This is a genomic window from Nitratireductor sp. WH36-1, from assembly GCF_058725515.1.
Genome location: NZ_CM178970.1, coordinates 1,282,065 through 1,297,557, shown reverse-complemented (window position 1 = coordinate 1,297,557; position 15,493 = coordinate 1,282,065). Strand labels below are relative to the sequence as shown.

Below are 15,493 nucleotides of genomic sequence, written 5' to 3'. Positions count from 1 at the left end.
CAAGGACGGGCGGCCTGCCCCAGATGGTGTGCATGGGTTGTGTTCCTTTGACTATTGCTGAGAGTTCGAACCTGATTGCGGCGAGAAACTCCGTCCGGCCCGAAAAGAACGGCTCGCAATTGGGTCATCGGGGCATGTCACCGCCAGAACCCGCGCGCCGGGCGCACCCGCCGCTGCAGGCGTCGCGTGCTTTTTCAGGCTTTGACCTGCGAAGACGGATCACGACATCAACCCCGGCGATCTCGTAGCCAGCCGGAGCAGCCGGAAGCGCGCTGAAACAGACCGCGCCGGGTTCCACGTCCAGCACCCGGCCCTCAGCCTCCACGTAGAAATGGTGGTGATCGCCCGGATCCGTGTCGAAATGCATACGCTCGCCATTCATGCCGATCTTGCGGATCAGCCCGGCATCGGCAAACTGGTTGAGCGTGTTGTAAACAGTGGCGAGCGATAAAGCGGTACCGTCGGCACGCGCATCCCGATGCAGGTCATCGGCGGTAACATGGCGATGTCGGCCGGTGGAAAACAGCAGGGCGGCAAGCGCGATACGCTGCCGCGTGGGACGTAACCCGCCCGCTTTCAGCATGTCCTGGACCTCGTGACGCGCACTGCCCGTCCGCTCACGGGCCGCGCGCATCCTCTCCAGGGTTTCTTCCGGGATCTGAAGCATCAGGACGCCCCTTCCCCGGATCGAAATGACGGCCGGACCGGTTTTGCCGAATGCTCGCGTCGGACCCGCACGACGACATCCACACTGACAAGCTCATAGCCAAGCGGCGGAGGCGGAAGGTCATCAAGGGCGATAGCATTCATGGGAACATCCATCAGATGATCCTCGTCTTCCGCATAGAAGTGGTGGTGATGGTCGAGCTTCGTGTCGAAGTAACTCGTCGCTCCATAGACCGGCACCCGCCTCACGAGGCCCACTTCGCTAAAGCGGCGCAGGCTGTTGTAAACGCAGCTGATGGAGCCGGGCGCCCCCACGCCCAACAGTTCCCGATGAAGCCCTTCGACCGACACGTGCCTGCCACCGCACCCAAACAGGAGATCGACAAGCGCCATCCGCTGCCGTGTCGCGCGAAGACCCGCCTGCCTGAGAAGTGCGCGGGCAGCGGCATCGTCCGGTGCTTCCGCATTGCCTTCCCCCTTCCATGCCATGCCGACTGAACCAGCCACCACAATCTTCTCCTGAATATTTCAGTTGCAATTCATTCGCATTTGCATAGTGTCTGCGATCGTCCCGGACGTCAATTGCATTTGCGAATGATTTGCAATTAGGGAGCAGATTTTCAGTGCGGTGCATCGCCATCGCAAACCAAACTCGACAGGAGAGTTGCATGTTCAACAAAATGAGGCGGTCTTTACTGGCCGCATTGGCCGCAACCGCGCTGGGGGCCATGAACCTCGCCACAACGGCAAGCGCTGAAGAAAAGATCGACGTGGTCGCAACCACGGGCATGATCGCCGACGCTGCCCGCCAGGTGGGCGGCGACCTGGTGAACGTGAAGGCACTGATGGGACCGGGTGTGGACCCGCACGCCTATCGCCAGACCCGCACGGACATCTCCGCCATGACCAATGCAGACCTGGTGCTCTGGCACGGTCTCTTCCTGGAAGCGCAGATGCAGGACTTCATGCATGACCTTTCAGAGAAGCGAAATGTGGTCGCCGTTGCCGAAGGCCTGCCCAGGAACATGCTCCTCTCGCATGACGATTATGACGACAAGTTCGACCCGCATGTGTGGATGAACCCAAATCTCTGGTCCAAGGTCGTCATCTCCGTTCGTGATGCGCTGGCCGAGACCAATCCCGAACAGGCTGACGCCTTCAAGGCGAATGCCGCAAAGCACCTGGATGACGTGGCGCAGCTCGCCAACTATTCGACCAAGGTTCTCTCCTCCGTCCCCGCAGAAAGCCGCGTCCTCCTGACCGCGCATGACGCGTTCAACTATTTCGGTTCCGCTTACGGTTTCGAAGTGATGGGCATTCAGGGCATTTCGACAGAGAGTGAGGCCGGTCTCAACCGCATCGCCGAACTGGTCGATCTGCTCGTTGATCGCGATATCGGCGCGGTGTTCGTCGAATCATCCGTATCCGACCGCAACATCCGCGCACTCATCGAAGGCGCGGCCGCCAAGGGTCACGACGTCGTCATCGGCGGCGAACTGTTTTCCGATGCGATGGGGCCGGATGGCACCTATGAGGGCACTTACATCGGCATGATCGACCACAACACGACGATCATCACCCGCGCCCTCGGCGGCGAGGCCCCAGAGCGCGGAATGGCTGACAGGCTTGCAGTGGGCAGCTGACCGCAGCCCCCCGGAAGAGCGCCCTCGCTGGCGCTCTTCCGTATTTTCCGGATTCCATAAGCGGGGCCAGCCCCGCAGTTTAAAAGGCAACAAGACATGAGTGAAGCAGCGGTGGAACTGGTCTCCCCAGGCGGCCAGACAACCAATCCCCACGGTTCAGTGGAGACCCCATTGGCCGTGCAGGGCGTCACCGTATCCTATGGCGAGAAGCCCGCAGTATTCTCGGTCGACGCTTCGATTCCGGCCGAGAGCATGACCGCGATCATCGGGCCGAACGGTGCAGGAAAGTCCACACTTCTGAAAGCCGTTCTTGGCATCGTTCCGCGCCTTTCAGGCAGCGTAACGGTGTTTGGCGAGCCCTTCACCAGAGCCCGGCACCGTGTCGCCTATGTACCGCAGCGCGCTTCCGTCGACTGGGATTTCCCCACCCGGGTGATCGATGTGGTCATGATGGGGCTGTTTCGCGAACTGGGTCTGCTCAAACTCGTCCGCCGGGAACATCACAAGACCGCGCTGGCCTGCCTGGAACGGGTCGGCATGGTGGATTTCGCACACCGGCAGATCGGCCAGCTCTCCGGCGGACAGCAGCAGCGCGTCTTTCTTGCCCGCGCCCTGGCCCAGAACGCCGATCTCTACCTTCTGGACGAGCCCTTCGCCGGCGTGGATGCGGCTACCGAAAGAGCGATCATCGATGTCTTGAAATCGCTCAAGGCCGACAAGCGCACCGTCGTCTGCGTACACCATGATCTGGCGACCGTTGCGGACTATTTCGATCATGTTCTGCTGATCAATGTCCGCAAGATGGCTGAAGGACCGGTCGCCACAACCTTCACCGGCGAGAACCTCCAGAAAACCTATGGTGGACGCCTGGCAACCGCGCATATCGATCAACTGAATCTTTCGGCAGCCTAGTCCCATGTCGAGCAATTTCATCAACGCCCTGCTATTGCAGTCCGGTTATAACGCCGCACTCGTCGCCATCGGAGCGACGCTGCTCGGGATCGCTGCCGGGAGCGGCGGGACCTTTCTTTTCCTGCGCAAGCGCGCGCTGGTCAGTGACGCCGTCGCGCATGCCACCCTGCCTGGCGTCGGCATCGCCTTCATGCTGATGGTCGCGTTTGGCGGCGACGGCCGGAGTCTCATCGGCCTGCTTCTCGGCTCTGCCATCAGCGCCGGCATCGGCCTCCTTATCGTCGAATGGATTTCCCGACGCACGCGCCTTGCCGAAGACGCCGCAATCGGTGCGGTTCTGTCGGTCTTCTTCGGTCTCGGCATCGTTCTTCTGACGATCATCCAGACCATGTCGCGTGGCAAGCAGGCAGGTCTGGAAGGGTTTCTGCTCGGCTCCACCGCCGGCATGCTGTTCCAGGATGCGGTGGTCATCGCCATCGGTGGCGCACTGTCCATTCTTGCGGTGATCATGCTGCGCCGCCCCATGACGCTGGTTGCGTTCGATCCGGAGTTTGCAGCCGCCTCTGGCGTCAATGTTCGCAGGATTGATCTGGCGATGATGGGTCTTGTGATGGCTGTCACGGTGATCGGCCTGAAGCTCGTCGGCCTGATCCTTGTCGTGGCAATGCTCATCATCCCACCCGTCACCGCCCGCTTCTGGACCGACCGAACAGATCACGTGATATGGATTGCAGGCGCTGTGGGTGGCCTCTCCGGTTACATCGGCACGGCGCTTTCGGCCTCCGCTCCCAAAATGCCAACCGGGCCAATCATCGTCATTGTGTGCTTTGCGCTCTTCGCACTGTCACTTCTGCTCGCACCCAATCGCGGTGTTCTGGCAGCCGTTTTCCGTCATCTGCGTTTTCAGCGCAGGGTGCACATGCGTCAGGGGCTGCTCGCTCTCGCGCATCAGGAGCAGATCTTCGACCCACTCACCATTCGGGTTCTGCGCCGCGCAGGTCTCATACGGGCCGACAGTGTGGCGACGGCCAAGGGAAAGGCGCTCGCATCGAAAACGCTGCGCGACGAGAAGCGCTGGGAAGTTGCACGCCAGATCCACCAGGACGATGTCATTTCCGGTCGCTATGACGGCCTCACCCCCATCGAAGCCATCCTCACCCGAGACGAAATCTCGGAGATCGACCGGCATCTCGGCCCACCCGTTCCGGCAACCGCCTGAAACGTCTGCATTCAAAGGACTTCCTACTCATGGGTTCCGAATTTGTTCAGTTGAGCCTGACACCGCTTCTGATCGGCATCTTCGCAGCAATTGCCTGCGCACTGCCAGGCAATTTTCTCATCCTTCGCCGGCAGGCTCTCATCGGCGACGCCATCAGCCATGTCGTTCTTCCCGGCATCGTCGTCGCCTTCCTTATAACCGGTTCCATCACCACATGGCCGATGATGCTCGGTGCCGCCGGCGCTGCGGTAGCCGCCGTCATTCTCATTGAGCTCATCAAGCGGCTGGGGCGCATCGAACCTGGCGCAGCAATGGGGGTTGCATTCACCTCGCTGTTTGCTGGCGGTGTTCTCCTGCTCGAACAGAGCGACACGAGCACCGTTCATCTCGACGTTCAGCACGCGCTTTATGGCAATCTGGAAAGCCTGATCTGGCTTTCCGCCGATGGCTGGCAGTCGCTTACGGATGCTGCGGCGCTGGCCGATCTGCCTCCGGAATTGCCGCGCATGGCGGTCGTGACACTCGTCATCACTCTGCTAACGGTTCTGTTCTGGCGTCCCCTGAAGCTCTCTACCTTCGATGAGGGCTTCGCCGGCACGATCGGCGTTCCAACCACAGCCTTCAGTTTCGGGCTTGTGGTGACGGCCGCAGTCGCTGCCGTTGCGGCGTTCGACGCCGTCGGGTCGATCATCGTCATCGCGATGTTCATCTGCCCGCCCGGTGCGGCCCGGCTGATGACCAACCGGTTGGAAATCCAGGTTTTGTGGAGCGTCGTCTTCGCGACCCTTTCAGCAACAATCGGCTATGTCCTGGCCGGTTACGGACCGTTGTGGCTTGGCAGTGAGCATGCAGTCAGTGCCGCTGGCATGATCGCCACGGTATCAGGCATCATCCTGGGTCTGACCTGCCTCTTCGCACCGCACCGCGCCCGCCTCGGCGCGCCCCGGGACGCCTGATACTCTTGTTGACGCCGCAAGGGACATCACGTCAGCGAGAAAACCTCGGTGACGTGATGTTCTCTGCGCGGGTCATTCGGTCATACTTGTCAATTTGAGAACGCGCTAGCTTCAACTCGCGGACTTTTCAGGGGAAAAGCTCACGCCTGCAGTTCGCGGGCCGCATGAAACGTCCGCAACGCATCTGCGCTTCATGTCCGTCCCGATCCCGACCTGCGGGCCAGTCAGAGCAGTCTCATCAATCGTTCCCGCGTTCACTCAAATCCTCGAACGAACCATTCCAGAGAAGCAGAATATAACTTGACATTCTAAATCATATTTATATGCATCCAAAAACCTTCCTCTTTTTATCCAGTTTTTGGAGTCCTCAATGTCCTGCTTGAAATTTCCGCTCGGTGGCGTGGTGGCGCTCGCATCCGTTTGCTTATCTGGAAGTGTCCTCGCGGAACCGATCAGCATCATCGATCACGAAAACCGCACCATCACGCTAGACAAGCCTGCGGAACGGATCGCCTCCATCCCCATCCCGATGGCCTCGACAATCATCGCGATGGATGGCGGTACGTCGAAGCTGGCCGGTATGAACCCGACCGCAAAAAGCGCGATCATGCAGGGCATTCTTGGAAAGATCTTTCCTGAAGCTCAGAACATTCCCTCCGACATCACGGCGCCGAACTTCATTCCCAATGTGGAGGAACTCGCGGCGACCAACCCCAATCTGGTGGTTCAGTGGGCCGGTCGCGGGGCCGACTACGTAGACCCCATTACCAATGCCGGTCTGAACGCGCTTCTGATCTCCTATGGAACGGAAGAGAAGGCCCGCCAGTATCAGTCTATGGTCGCAACAGCGATGGGCAAGCCCGAACGCGCCGAGGCCAACACCCGCTGGCGCGAAGAAGTGGCGACCGAGATGGCCGACAGGGCCGAAGCAATCACCGAAACTGACAAGCCCAGAGTGCTTTATCTTCTGCGTGCGCTCGAGAGCATGAAAGCCTCAGGCGCCAAGGGCAATTACAACACGTTCTATATCGAACTGGCAGGTGGGCTCTCTGCATCGGCCGACCTCGCAGGCAATGGCGTGACCATCAGCCCGGAACAGATTGCCGAATGGAATCCCGACGTGATCCTGCTGAACAGCTTCGAAGCCGATCTCGATCTGGAGCGCATCCACGACGATCCCATCCTGTCGTTGACCAATGCAGCGCAGGACGGACGCGTCTACAAGATGCCGCTTGGCGGCTACCGCTGGGACCCGCCGAACCAGGAAAGCCCGCTCACCTGGATGTGGCTTGCCAACCTGCTCCACCCGCAGGTGTTCCAGTACGATCTGCGCGCGGAGATGAAGGATGCGTATCAGAAACTGTACGGCTATGATCTGACCGAACAGGACATCGACGATATCCTTCGGCTGAACACACAGGGTGAGACGGCGAACTACGCCCAGTTCAGGGCGCAGTAACAATGAGCCTCATTACCCGGGAGGCCGGACGACGCAATGTCGCCGGCCTTCAGGCAGGCGTGTTTGGCGTGATGATCGCCGTGCTCATCGCATCGCTCCTGTTTGCAATCGGCGCTGGCCGTTTCTCCGTCGACACACCGCGCATCGCGCAAATCCTGTTTGCTGCGGCGACCAATCCAACCGCGTCCATCGAGCAGATGGATGAGCGCATCGTGCTGCTCGTGCGCCTGCCACGCGTGCTTCTGGCGGCTCTTTCGGGGGCAGCACTGGCGGTTGGCGGCGCAGCGCTGCAGGGTGTCTTTCGCAATCCGCTTGTATCGCAGCAGGTGCTCGGGATCAGCCAGGGTGCGGCCTTCGGCGGCGCACTGGCCATCCTCTTTGGCTATGCCGGCGTCATCCTGCTCGGCATGTCCTTCGCTCTGGGTCTGGTGGCGCTTGTTCTGGTTGGACTGCTCGCCCGCATCAATGGCCGTACGGAAATCATCACCGTCATTCTATCGGGCATGATCGTTGGCTCGCTTTTCGCTGCGCTCGTGTCCATCGTCCAGTTCGTCGCCGATCCCAACACATCATTGCCGGCGATCGTCTACTGGTTGATGGGCTCTTTCTCGACCGCGACATGGCCGCGCCTGTGGCTTGCCGTTCCCGGCATGATGCTTGGGCTGCTTCTCATCTGGCTTATGCGTTACCGGCTGAACCTTCTTGCGCTGGAGGAACAGGAAGCGCGCGCTCTTGGCGTCAATCCAGACCGCGAGCGCTGGTATGTCTTCATCGCGATAGCGCTGATGACGGGCACATCCGTTGCTGTTGCCGGCATAATCGGCTGGATCGGCCTGGTGGTCCCGCATGCAGCCCGCATTATGGTCGGTGAGGATCACCGGGTCATGATCCCTGCCTCTGCCCTTCTCGGGGCGGCCTATCTGACCTTTATCGATACGCTCGCACGCACGCTGACAGCGGCTGAAATTCCGCTTGGCGTCCTTACGGCCCTCATCGGAGCGCCCGTATTTGCATTCCTGCTGCGGCGTCATTTCAAGGAGGTGAACCGGGCATGATCGGTTTGCAGAATGCTACGGTCTCATTTGGCGACCGGGCTCTTTTCACACACATCAGCTTCGAAGTGCCCGTGGGGCGCTCCATGGCGGTGCTTGGCCCCAATGGACGGGGAAAGACCACGCTTTTGCGCGCACTTCTGGGGTTTCAGCCTCTCTCGGGGGGCACGAGGAATGCGCCACGGGTGACCGGCTATGTGCCGCAGCACGGCGCATCGCAGGCGAGGATGACGGGTGCCGAAGTGGTTATAATGGGCCGCGCTGATCGCCTGGGCCTGTTCGGCCAGCCCCAGGCGCAGGACCGTGCGGCTGCGCTTGAAGCCTTGTCCGAAATCGGCGCGAACCATCTGGCGGATCTGCGTTATGATCGAATGTCGGGCGGGCAGCGCCAGATGGTGCTCATCGCCCGTGCACTGGCGACGGGCTCACCGGCGCTGGTCTTCGACGAACCAACATCAGCGCTGGACCTCGGCAATCAGGCCCGAACGCTGGAACTGCTCGATGGGCTGCGTGAGCGGCGGGACAGGGCGATCCTGTTCACCACGCACGACCCCAATCATGCGCTGGCAGCGGCCGACGACGTTCTTATGATGATGCCCGGCGGCCAGGAAGTACACGGCCCTGTCCGAGAGATGATCGAACCCGCACGGCTTTCTGAACTCTACGGTGTGCCCATGTGCTGGGTCGACGTCGACGCCCCGTCCGGTGCGCAACGCCAGGCCATCGTTCCCACATTCGCAGGCATCGAGGCCGCCGCATGAGTGTTCTCTACCTGCACTCCACCTACGAGGAACCGGCACAGGCGGTTCTTGATGCAGCTACCCGGGGTGAAGTCTCAATTGTTCGTCAGAATGAGCTTACGCCCGGCGCACTCCTGGCGCACAAGGGGCTGATCACCGGCAACCAGCTCGACCAGAATGCCATGATGACGATGAGGTATGCCCTCACGGCATTCCTTGATGCCGGTGGCCGCTGGTTTTTCAATGGTCATATGGTGCGACCGCTGATCGACGGCCTTTCCCGGTATCGACCGATTTGCCAACCAAAGCGTGCCGACTTCGATCTGATCTCGGTCAACCGGCACCCGCTGTTCGATGGCATCGATCTGGAAAAACTGGAAACCAACAAGGGCGTTGCCGGTTTTTATGGCCGAGGCTGCAACCCGCCACCGCCGGGCGCGGTGGTCATCAACGGGCTTGGCTCCACGCATGTGCCGGTCGACTGGGTCTGGAGCCGGCCGGAAGGTGGCCGCGTCTTTTCCCATTCCGGCAATGACCTGGGCTCGATGGGGCGCGAATGGGGGCTCTCTCCGCAGCTTGCCCGGCGCATAATCGACTGGGCAGGCGGCGGTGCGTGCCTTTCAACACCGGTTTCTGCTGCCAAAGCATGGCAGGCGGAGACGAAACTTGCGCCGCCTGAGTCCTATAACGGGATGAAGTCGTCGCAGAGCAGGAAGCGTCGCCTCATTGCGCCGTCATCGGGGACCTATTACCACATCCACAGCCTTGAGAGCCCACGCTATGCAGACACATTTGACGTTGTCTGCGCCCCGGAGACGCTGGCAGATGAGCTGCGGCCGAGTGATGCCCTGTGGGTGCCATGTCGTACGCCGGCGCACAGGATGATCGAACAGCGCGATGTGGTGCTACGACACCTTGAGGCAGGCGGAACGGTTGTTGCACTTGGCGAAAGCCGCTCCGAACTCTGGATGCCCGGCATTGAATTCACGTCGGTGCCAACCAATTGGTGGTGGTGGCTTGAGACGGGAGCAGATCTCGGCGTGTCCATCACTGCCCCGGACCACGCCCTGCTGGCCAGCATGGGCAGGAAGGATCTGACCTGGCACCTGCATGGCTGGTTCAGACCGCCTGAAGGCGCGCATGTGCTGGCGACCGACCGTGAGGATCGCGCGATCCTCTACGAGGATACGGTTACCACACCCGGCCGGATGATTGTTTCGTCGCTGGACCCGTTTTTCCACCATGGCTCACACTTCATGCCTGCCACCACGCGCTTTCTTGATCGCTTTATTCCCAACCTGAAAGACTATCTGAATGCATGACAAGATTACCGTTCTTGAGAACGGAACCGAACTTACCTTCACTTTCGACCAGCTTTTGACCTTTCATGGCGGCGGATTCCCCGGTGGGGTGGTGCATGGCCTGAAAGCCATGCAGGCTGCCTTTCCGCTCCTGTCGGATGGACCTGTCGAACGGAGAGAGATTTCCATCCTCACAGCCTTTTCTGGCCCAGGTGGTCGGGATGCGCTGGAAGCCGTGACACGCGCGCTGACCGATGATCGTCTGACGGTCGACCGTTCCATCGGCGGCAAGGACGTCATTTCAGACCTGCCGGGGCCGTATCTGTTCCGGTTCAGCTATCGGGGACGCACTGCCGAAGCCACGATCAAAGCAGGCCATGTTCGTGAAGAATTCGTGGTGCTGGGCGCGAAGAAAGACAAGTCGCCCGAAGAGATCACGCGCCATGAAGCGCTGAAATCAGAAATGGCGCAACGCCTCCTGCCCCTGCCGGCTGACGAGATCTACAACGTTCGCGTTCTGGCTGATACGCAGGCATAAATCGCCGAGCATCCATTCGGACGCGCGATGGACGATCTGAACTCTTGAAAAGCATCGGACCGAAACGCAGAAAGCGTTTTCGGTCCGATGCGCTGACTTCGCCGCGCACTTGGCCTTGCAACACGCTGCAAACCGATGTCCTCAACGGCCTTCTGCGCCGGCTCCTTTTATGTCACGGATTTTCGCAAGCCGAGTTCGGTAGCAACCCGCATTCGAGATGTCGCATAACGCGTTCACACGCGAACCTGGCCGGGGGTCACCCCATAGGCCCTTCGGAACGCGGTTGTGAAACTCGAAATGCTGTTGTAGCCGGCCATGTGAGCGGCATGGGATATAGGGATGCCGCCACTTGTCAGCGCCACACGCGCTGCGTCCAGCCTTTCCTGCCTGATGAAATCGAAGACCGTTATCCCGAACTGCGCCTTGAAATGCCGCTGCAGGGTGGAGGCGCTGGACCCCACTTCCCGCGCAATCAGGTCGGTCGTGAGATCCTTGTCCAGATTGGCAACGATGAATTCGCGCACGCGCTCGCACTGGCGCAGGCTCATCAGCGCCGGCGCGGGCAGTGCCTTTTCCTTCCTTTCCGCAAGCATCGCCAAAAGCGTCTGCCACATCATGTCGTGCGCCTGCGCCCGGAGATAGAGCGAACGCAACTCGCCCTTCAGCGCCGGTGGCGGGCTCATGATCTTCTTCGCCAGTTGAAGGATGTGCTTGCCAGGTTCGAAAGAAAAATGCGCGAGATGCGCGCTGAAGAAGTCCTGAAGAACGGATCTCTGCTCGACGTCCCGCGTGTCAAACAACCGCTTCAACCACGGCAGAGGAGCCGAGATCATCACCTTGTTCAGCGGCATCTCGCTTTCATTGAAGAAGCGGAGCCTGCTGTCCCTGGCCACGTTCAACATGAAGACGACCGGCGGCTCCGTCTCCCCCGAACCGGCACCGATGTGGAAATGAGTACCGTCGATCGCAAAGTGCTGCGCGCCCTGCAACAACACCATGAGCATGAATTTCGGCCAGATTTCCAGCTCTTGCGTCTCGGTTGTGCAGTTCGGCACTCCCTCGATTGCACCGACAAAGAGCTCATGTGAGGTGTATTGCATTCGATGCCCCTGATGCCGCAATCTGCTTCCAGCCAATGCATCGCGCCGTTTGCGCCTAAGACATTGCGGTTGCCGCGAAACGCTTCCGGCTCGACTTCGTAGCCTGGCCAAATCTATACATGACAAATCTTCTCAAGATTATGCTGCATCCCGGTGAGAAGCAAGTCCACGCCCGGTGACTGCCTGCGGTCAACAAGCGGTGCGGACTCTGCCGGAGACAGTGTTCAGGGGCCGGTTACATGAAGTTCGAAGATGCCGAATGCACGACATATGCGCGCTCGGACAACGAATTCTGCCCGCCCCGTCCATATCTGACCTGCGGCCGCAGAGCGGGGGCTACGCGCTTCACGGCCGGCACTTAACGAGGAAAGCAAATGACGTTACCGCGGGTACTGCCGCTCACCGGTGTCTCCCTGCTCGCTCTCGCATCCGCGCTACAGGCGCAGGACGCAGGCCAGGGCACGACCCTTCTCGACACGATCACGGTCATCAGCCAGGGCGAGGAGAACATCGAGGCGACGGGTGGAACCGTCATCACCCAGGAAGATCTCGAAATCCTGCAACCGTCTAACGTCTCGGAACTGTTCTCGCGCGAATCCTCGGTCAGCGTCTCAGGCGGCGGCGGTCCCTCCAGGCGCATTCACGTTCTCGGCATGGAGCAGTCAAACCTCGCCGTCACCGTGGACGGTGTCCCGCAGACTGCAACGAGCTGGCATCACACGGGCTCCAATGTCGTCGACCCCGTCTTCCTCAAACAGGTTGAGGTTGAGGCCGGCGCTGCAGCCGCGGATTCAGGATTCGGCGCGGCAGCCGGCGCCATCCGCTACGAAACCGTTGGCGCGCTCGACCTGCTGGAGGACGGCAGAAATCTCGGCGCGCGCCTTGGCCTTTCCTACGGCACCAACGGGCGCGGTCTTTCCGGCAGCGCCGCCGGTTATGGCCGCTACGAAGGATTCGACTGGTTCGTGATGACCCATGGCGCGACCGGGAAGAACTACGAGAACGGCGATGGCGTGGAAATTCTGGGCACCGAACCTGCTGCCCGTAATGTGCTCGCCAAGCTGGGTTACGAAGCCGAAGGTCACCGCCTCGAATTCGGTTATGAGCGCAGCCGCGACAAGGCCGACCGCCTGATCAAGATGAACATGGGTCTCGCCGGAGACACGGTTCATCCGCTCGAAGTGGCACGGGACGCCGTGAACCTGAAATACACGACCACCGCCCCCACCGACATGTGGGACCCGGAAGTGATGGTCTATTACAGCGAAAACGACTACTGGCGGCCAAACTATCAAAACCGCACCAACGGCAACATGGCGCTCGACGAGGATCTGTTCGGCGGCAAGTTTCAGAACCGTTTCACGCTCGACAATGGCAACATCACCGCCGGCGTAGACTTCGGACGGCACGGTTACTTCACCGACAATTACGGCAATAACAATCGCCGCTATCGCGAGTTTTCAACGCTGCAGCTTGGCGTCTTCGCGCAGGGCCGCTTCGAGTTCGACAACGGCTTCAACCTGTCGACCGGCGCGCGCTATGACGGACACCGCTTCACCGACTGGGATGACAACAGGTTCTCCGACAGCGGCGCCAGCGTGAACGCAACCCTGTCCTACAAGTTCAACGACCATTTCGAGGTGTTTGCAGGCGCGTCCCGCACCTGGCTCGGCTATGTCATCGGTGATTACGGATATGTCCACGCCCGTGACGACAGCTTCTCCACCGATCCCGGCTTCAGCCCCGGAACGGCGCAGAACCTGAAGGTCGGCGCGAACTTCGGTGGCGAGAACTGGAATGCCGGCGTGACCCTGTTCGACACCCGTATCGACGGCCTGCCTGAATATGGCTGGGGTTCGGGTGCAACCCTGCACAACAATCCAAACGAGTTCCGCTCGCGCGGCGTGACACTGAACGCCGGCTATCGCTGGGAAAACACACGGATCGGCGCGACCTTTACCAAAGCGAAAGTTACTGCGTCCGGCGCGTCAGTGCTCCCCAACAGCGGAACCTTCATGCCGCTCGGCGACATGGCAACGCTCTACATCGATCACGAAATGCCGGATTACAATCTGAAGCTCGGCGCATCACTGGCCTGGGCTGGCAAGATTTCGGACGATGCGGCCACCGCCGCCGGTTTCTACGACCAGCCTGCCTATACAGTGGTCAACACCTATGCCGAATGGACCCCGCCATCCTATGAAAACATGTCCATTCGTGTCGGTGTCGAGAACCTGTTCAACGAAACCTACTATGAGCGCACAGGCTTCGCCGCCAGTTCGAACCGTGGTGGCATCGATCCGGTGTATGCCCCAGGTCGCACCTTTACGTTCCACACGGCCGTGAAGTTCTGATTGAATGGAGCGGGTGCCCGCCCGCTCAGGTATTGTCCACGCCTTGGGCGGCGGCACCTCGCCGCCCAAGACACCCCGACCAATAGAAAGCTGGTCATCTGCCAATAGCCAGAACTGGTGCTTTCGTCAGAGGACTGGTTCAGGCTTCAGTACAGTCTGAGAGCATTGGTGATGCGCCGACATGAAGCCGTGGCTCCATGAATGCCACCGCCATCGCTCACTGAAAAAGCGGATTGCGCATTGCTTCGATGATGCGGACGATTTCGGGCTGTCGACGCACGTCCATCTTGCTCATTGCACTGTGGATCTGGTTTCGCACCGTGTAGACGCTCGTGCCACGGACCTCAGCGATTTCCCTTGCTGAAAGGCCAGAAGCGACATGAAGAACCACCTGCGTCTCATGCGGCGTTAAACCAAACCTGCCACGCATTTGCGCTGCTGCGTCGAACACGAGGTGGTCACGCGCGATGGTCAGCAGGTATCGGGGTTCTTCCCGACCGAACAGTATGCCGGACGGCCTGTGGCCGATATCACCCGGCCCGATGGGAGCAATCCGACAAACAATATCCGCCCCACCTGCAGCATCATGGATACGCAAGGTCTGCGGCTCCATGGTCGCTCCTCCAGAAAGGGCATGCGCGAAGTTCCCCTCACATCCAGCGTCGCGAAACACCAGCCGTTGACGAAAATCGCTGCGGATGACCTCTCCCGAGGAGAGCATCGCTTCAGCATTTGCATTGGCGAACACAATCCGGCGATCACGCGTCAGCACGATACAGCCTGCTCCTGCTGGGTCCTGCACATTGACCAGCGCCCGTTTTTCCAGGTCCGCGCTCGCCAGAACCCGCGCCACCTCAAACGCCTGCCGCAGATGAGGTGTCAGATGCCTGACGATCTGCTGCCACGGCGTCTCCAGCCACTCGGAATCCTGCGAACGTATGCTGCCACTGAAAGCGAACAGGCGCTTGTCCTGCTTGAACAGCAAGACGGAACACCCACCGGTGATATCCTCCTGCGGTCGCACCCAGTCGTGATAGAACTCTGTGCCGCGCAAGCCAGCCTCGCTCCAGACATCCTCATATGCGACAAGCTCGCCCGCCCCATGCTTCATCAGTCGTGCAGCAAAAAAATCTTTCTCGGAATAGTAATCCACGTAGGACTGCTCGAATGCAGGATCATATCCGAACTGGCGCGCACCCAACTCTATTCGCGCTTCCATGTCGTAGCCAAACAGGCAGGTTCGCACACCACCACCAACCAGGTCCGAGCACGCCTGAAGAAATGCACCCCACTTCCTGTCGTCCAGTGCAGCCCCATAGGCCAGCATGGTCAGCGTCTCGAGCCGGTCTTTCAAATCCCTCTCCCCCAGGGCGAATGATCAAGTGCGTCTCGTGGTGCAAGCGCATCATGAGGCAAGTGTTCCTCACATGTAAACAGTGCGGAAAAGCACCCGCTGAGCAGGCGCGCCTGGCACCGGCCTTCCTCAGCAGCCACGCGCCTGTGGGGGTTAAAGACAACTACGGCAAACGGCCTTTTCGCAACCGACCTCTACT

At 60.2% G+C, this 15,493-nt stretch carries 14 protein-coding genes; 10 read left to right on the top strand and 4 right to left on the bottom strand.

Annotated elements, in window-relative coordinates; translation table 11 throughout:
• Nucleotides 1-124: 124 nt before the first annotated feature.
• Both irrA (AC4PTT_RS06180) and irrA (AC4PTT_RS06175) read right to left on the bottom strand, forming a co-directional pair.
• Nucleotides 125-667 carry an iron response transcriptional regulator IrrA gene (irrA, locus tag AC4PTT_RS06180; protein ID WP_475082788.1) on the bottom strand — a complete coding sequence of 181 codons (543 nt, stop codon included), beginning with the start codon at nt 665-667 and terminating at the stop codon, nt 125-127.
• Nucleotides 667-1,173, bottom strand: a complete 507-nt coding sequence (irrA, locus tag AC4PTT_RS06175) for an iron response transcriptional regulator IrrA (RefSeq protein ID WP_492162298.1) — start codon at nt 1,171-1,173, stop codon at nt 667-669. Before irrA (AC4PTT_RS06175) ends, irrA (AC4PTT_RS06180) begins: the two co-directional genes overlap by 1 nt.
• 161 nt (nt 1,174-1,334) lie before the next feature.
• On the opposite strand from irrA (AC4PTT_RS06175), the gene AC4PTT_RS06170 reads away from it, so the two are divergent.
• The 9 genes from AC4PTT_RS06170 (at nt 1,335) to AC4PTT_RS06130 (ending at nt 10,486) form a co-directional block, all read left to right on the top strand.
• Nucleotides 1,335-2,309, top strand: a complete 975-nt coding sequence (locus AC4PTT_RS06170) for a metal ABC transporter solute-binding protein, Zn/Mn family (RefSeq protein WP_475082782.1) — start codon at nt 1,335-1,337, stop codon at nt 2,307-2,309.
• A 96-nt stretch (nt 2,310-2,405) separates the two neighbouring features.
• Nucleotides 2,406-3,221 (top strand): metal ABC transporter ATP-binding protein, encoded by an 816-nt coding sequence (locus AC4PTT_RS06165; protein WP_475082779.1) that lies wholly within the window; start codon nt 2,406-2,408, stop codon nt 3,219-3,221.
• 4 nt (nt 3,222-3,225) lie between these two features.
• Complete coding sequence (locus AC4PTT_RS06160) at nt 3,226-4,440, top strand: metal ABC transporter permease (protein WP_492162297.1); 1,215 nt, start codon at nt 3,226-3,228, stop codon at nt 4,438-4,440.
• Between the two features lie 29 nt (nt 4,441-4,469).
• Nucleotides 4,470-5,396: a metal ABC transporter permease gene (locus tag AC4PTT_RS06155; protein WP_090327497.1), complete on the top strand. Its 927-nt coding sequence runs from the start codon at nt 4,470-4,472 to the stop codon at nt 5,394-5,396.
• Between the two features lie 370 nt (nt 5,397-5,766).
• Entirely contained in the window at nt 5,767-6,855 is a 1,089-nt protein-coding gene (locus AC4PTT_RS06150; protein WP_113152796.1) for an ABC transporter substrate-binding protein, read from the top strand.
• Nucleotides 6,856-6,857: 2 nt separating this feature from the next.
• Nucleotides 6,858-7,910 carry a FecCD family ABC transporter permease gene (locus tag AC4PTT_RS06145; RefSeq protein ID WP_492162296.1) on the top strand — a complete coding sequence of 351 codons (1,053 nt, stop codon included), beginning with the start codon at nt 6,858-6,860 and terminating at the stop codon, nt 7,908-7,910.
• Nucleotides 7,907-8,668 carry an ABC transporter ATP-binding protein gene (locus tag AC4PTT_RS06140; RefSeq protein ID WP_492162295.1) on the top strand — a complete coding sequence of 254 codons (762 nt, stop codon included), beginning with the start codon at nt 7,907-7,909 and terminating at the stop codon, nt 8,666-8,668. The genes AC4PTT_RS06145 and AC4PTT_RS06140 overlap by 4 nt, the downstream gene beginning before the upstream one ends.
• Nucleotides 8,665-9,969 (top strand): hypothetical protein, encoded by a 1,305-nt coding sequence (locus AC4PTT_RS06135; protein WP_492162294.1) that lies wholly within the window; start codon nt 8,665-8,667, stop codon nt 9,967-9,969. The genes AC4PTT_RS06140 and AC4PTT_RS06135 overlap by 4 nt, the downstream gene beginning before the upstream one ends.
• A complete protein-coding gene (locus AC4PTT_RS06130; protein ID WP_492162293.1) occupies nt 9,962-10,486 on the top strand; it encodes a hypothetical protein in 525 nt (174 codons plus the stop codon). Before AC4PTT_RS06135 ends, AC4PTT_RS06130 begins: the two co-directional genes overlap by 8 nt.
• A 233-nt stretch (nt 10,487-10,719) precedes the next feature.
• Here the strand turns inward: AC4PTT_RS06130 and AC4PTT_RS06125 are convergent, their stop codons facing one another.
• Entirely contained in the window at nt 10,720-11,586 is an 867-nt protein-coding gene (locus tag AC4PTT_RS06125) for a helix-turn-helix transcriptional regulator (RefSeq protein ID WP_492162589.1), read from the bottom strand.
• A 374-nt stretch (nt 11,587-11,960) separates the two neighbouring features.
• Between AC4PTT_RS06125 and AC4PTT_RS06120 the strand changes: the two genes are divergently transcribed.
• Nucleotides 11,961-13,940, top strand: coding sequence for a TonB-dependent receptor domain-containing protein (locus AC4PTT_RS06120; protein ID WP_492162292.1), 1,980 nt, complete (start codon nt 11,961-11,963; stop codon nt 13,938-13,940).
• Between the two features lie 217 nt (nt 13,941-14,157).
• On the opposite strand, the gene AC4PTT_RS06115 is transcribed toward AC4PTT_RS06120, so the two are convergent.
• Complete coding sequence (locus AC4PTT_RS06115) at nt 14,158-15,294, bottom strand: helix-turn-helix transcriptional regulator (RefSeq protein ID WP_492162291.1); 1,137 nt, start codon at nt 15,292-15,294, stop codon at nt 14,158-14,160.
• Nucleotides 15,295-15,493: the final 199 nt, after the last annotated feature.

Coding starts and splice junctions, on each gene's coding strand:
- AC4PTT_RS06150 (WP_113152796.1), top strand. CDS start 5,767: ATGTCCTGCTTGAAATTTCCGCTCGGTGGCGTGGTGGCGCTCGCATCC.
- AC4PTT_RS06120 (WP_492162292.1), top strand. CDS start 11,961: ATGACGTTACCGCGGGTACTGCCGCTCACCGGTGTCTCCCTGCTCGCT.
- AC4PTT_RS06125 (WP_492162589.1), bottom strand. CDS start 11,586: ATGCAATACACCTCACATGAGCTCTTTGTCGGTGCAATCGAGGGAGTG.
- AC4PTT_RS06160 (WP_492162297.1), top strand. CDS start 3,226: ATGTCGAGCAATTTCATCAACGCCCTGCTATTGCAGTCCGGTTATAAC.
- AC4PTT_RS06145 (WP_492162296.1), top strand. CDS start 6,858: ATGAGCCTCATTACCCGGGAGGCCGGACGACGCAATGTCGCCGGCCTT.
- irrA (WP_475082788.1), bottom strand. CDS start 667: ATGCTTCAGATCCCGGAAGAAACCCTGGAGAGGATGCGCGCGGCCCGT.
- AC4PTT_RS06135 (WP_492162294.1), top strand. CDS start 8,665: ATGAGTGTTCTCTACCTGCACTCCACCTACGAGGAACCGGCACAGGCG.
- AC4PTT_RS06140 (WP_492162295.1), top strand. CDS start 7,907: ATGATCGGTTTGCAGAATGCTACGGTCTCATTTGGCGACCGGGCTCTT.
- AC4PTT_RS06170 (WP_475082782.1), top strand. CDS start 1,335: ATGTTCAACAAAATGAGGCGGTCTTTACTGGCCGCATTGGCCGCAACC.
- AC4PTT_RS06165 (WP_475082779.1), top strand. CDS start 2,406: ATGAGTGAAGCAGCGGTGGAACTGGTCTCCCCAGGCGGCCAGACAACC.
- AC4PTT_RS06130 (WP_492162293.1), top strand. CDS start 9,962: ATGCATGACAAGATTACCGTTCTTGAGAACGGAACCGAACTTACCTTC.
- AC4PTT_RS06155 (WP_090327497.1), top strand. CDS start 4,470: ATGGGTTCCGAATTTGTTCAGTTGAGCCTGACACCGCTTCTGATCGGC.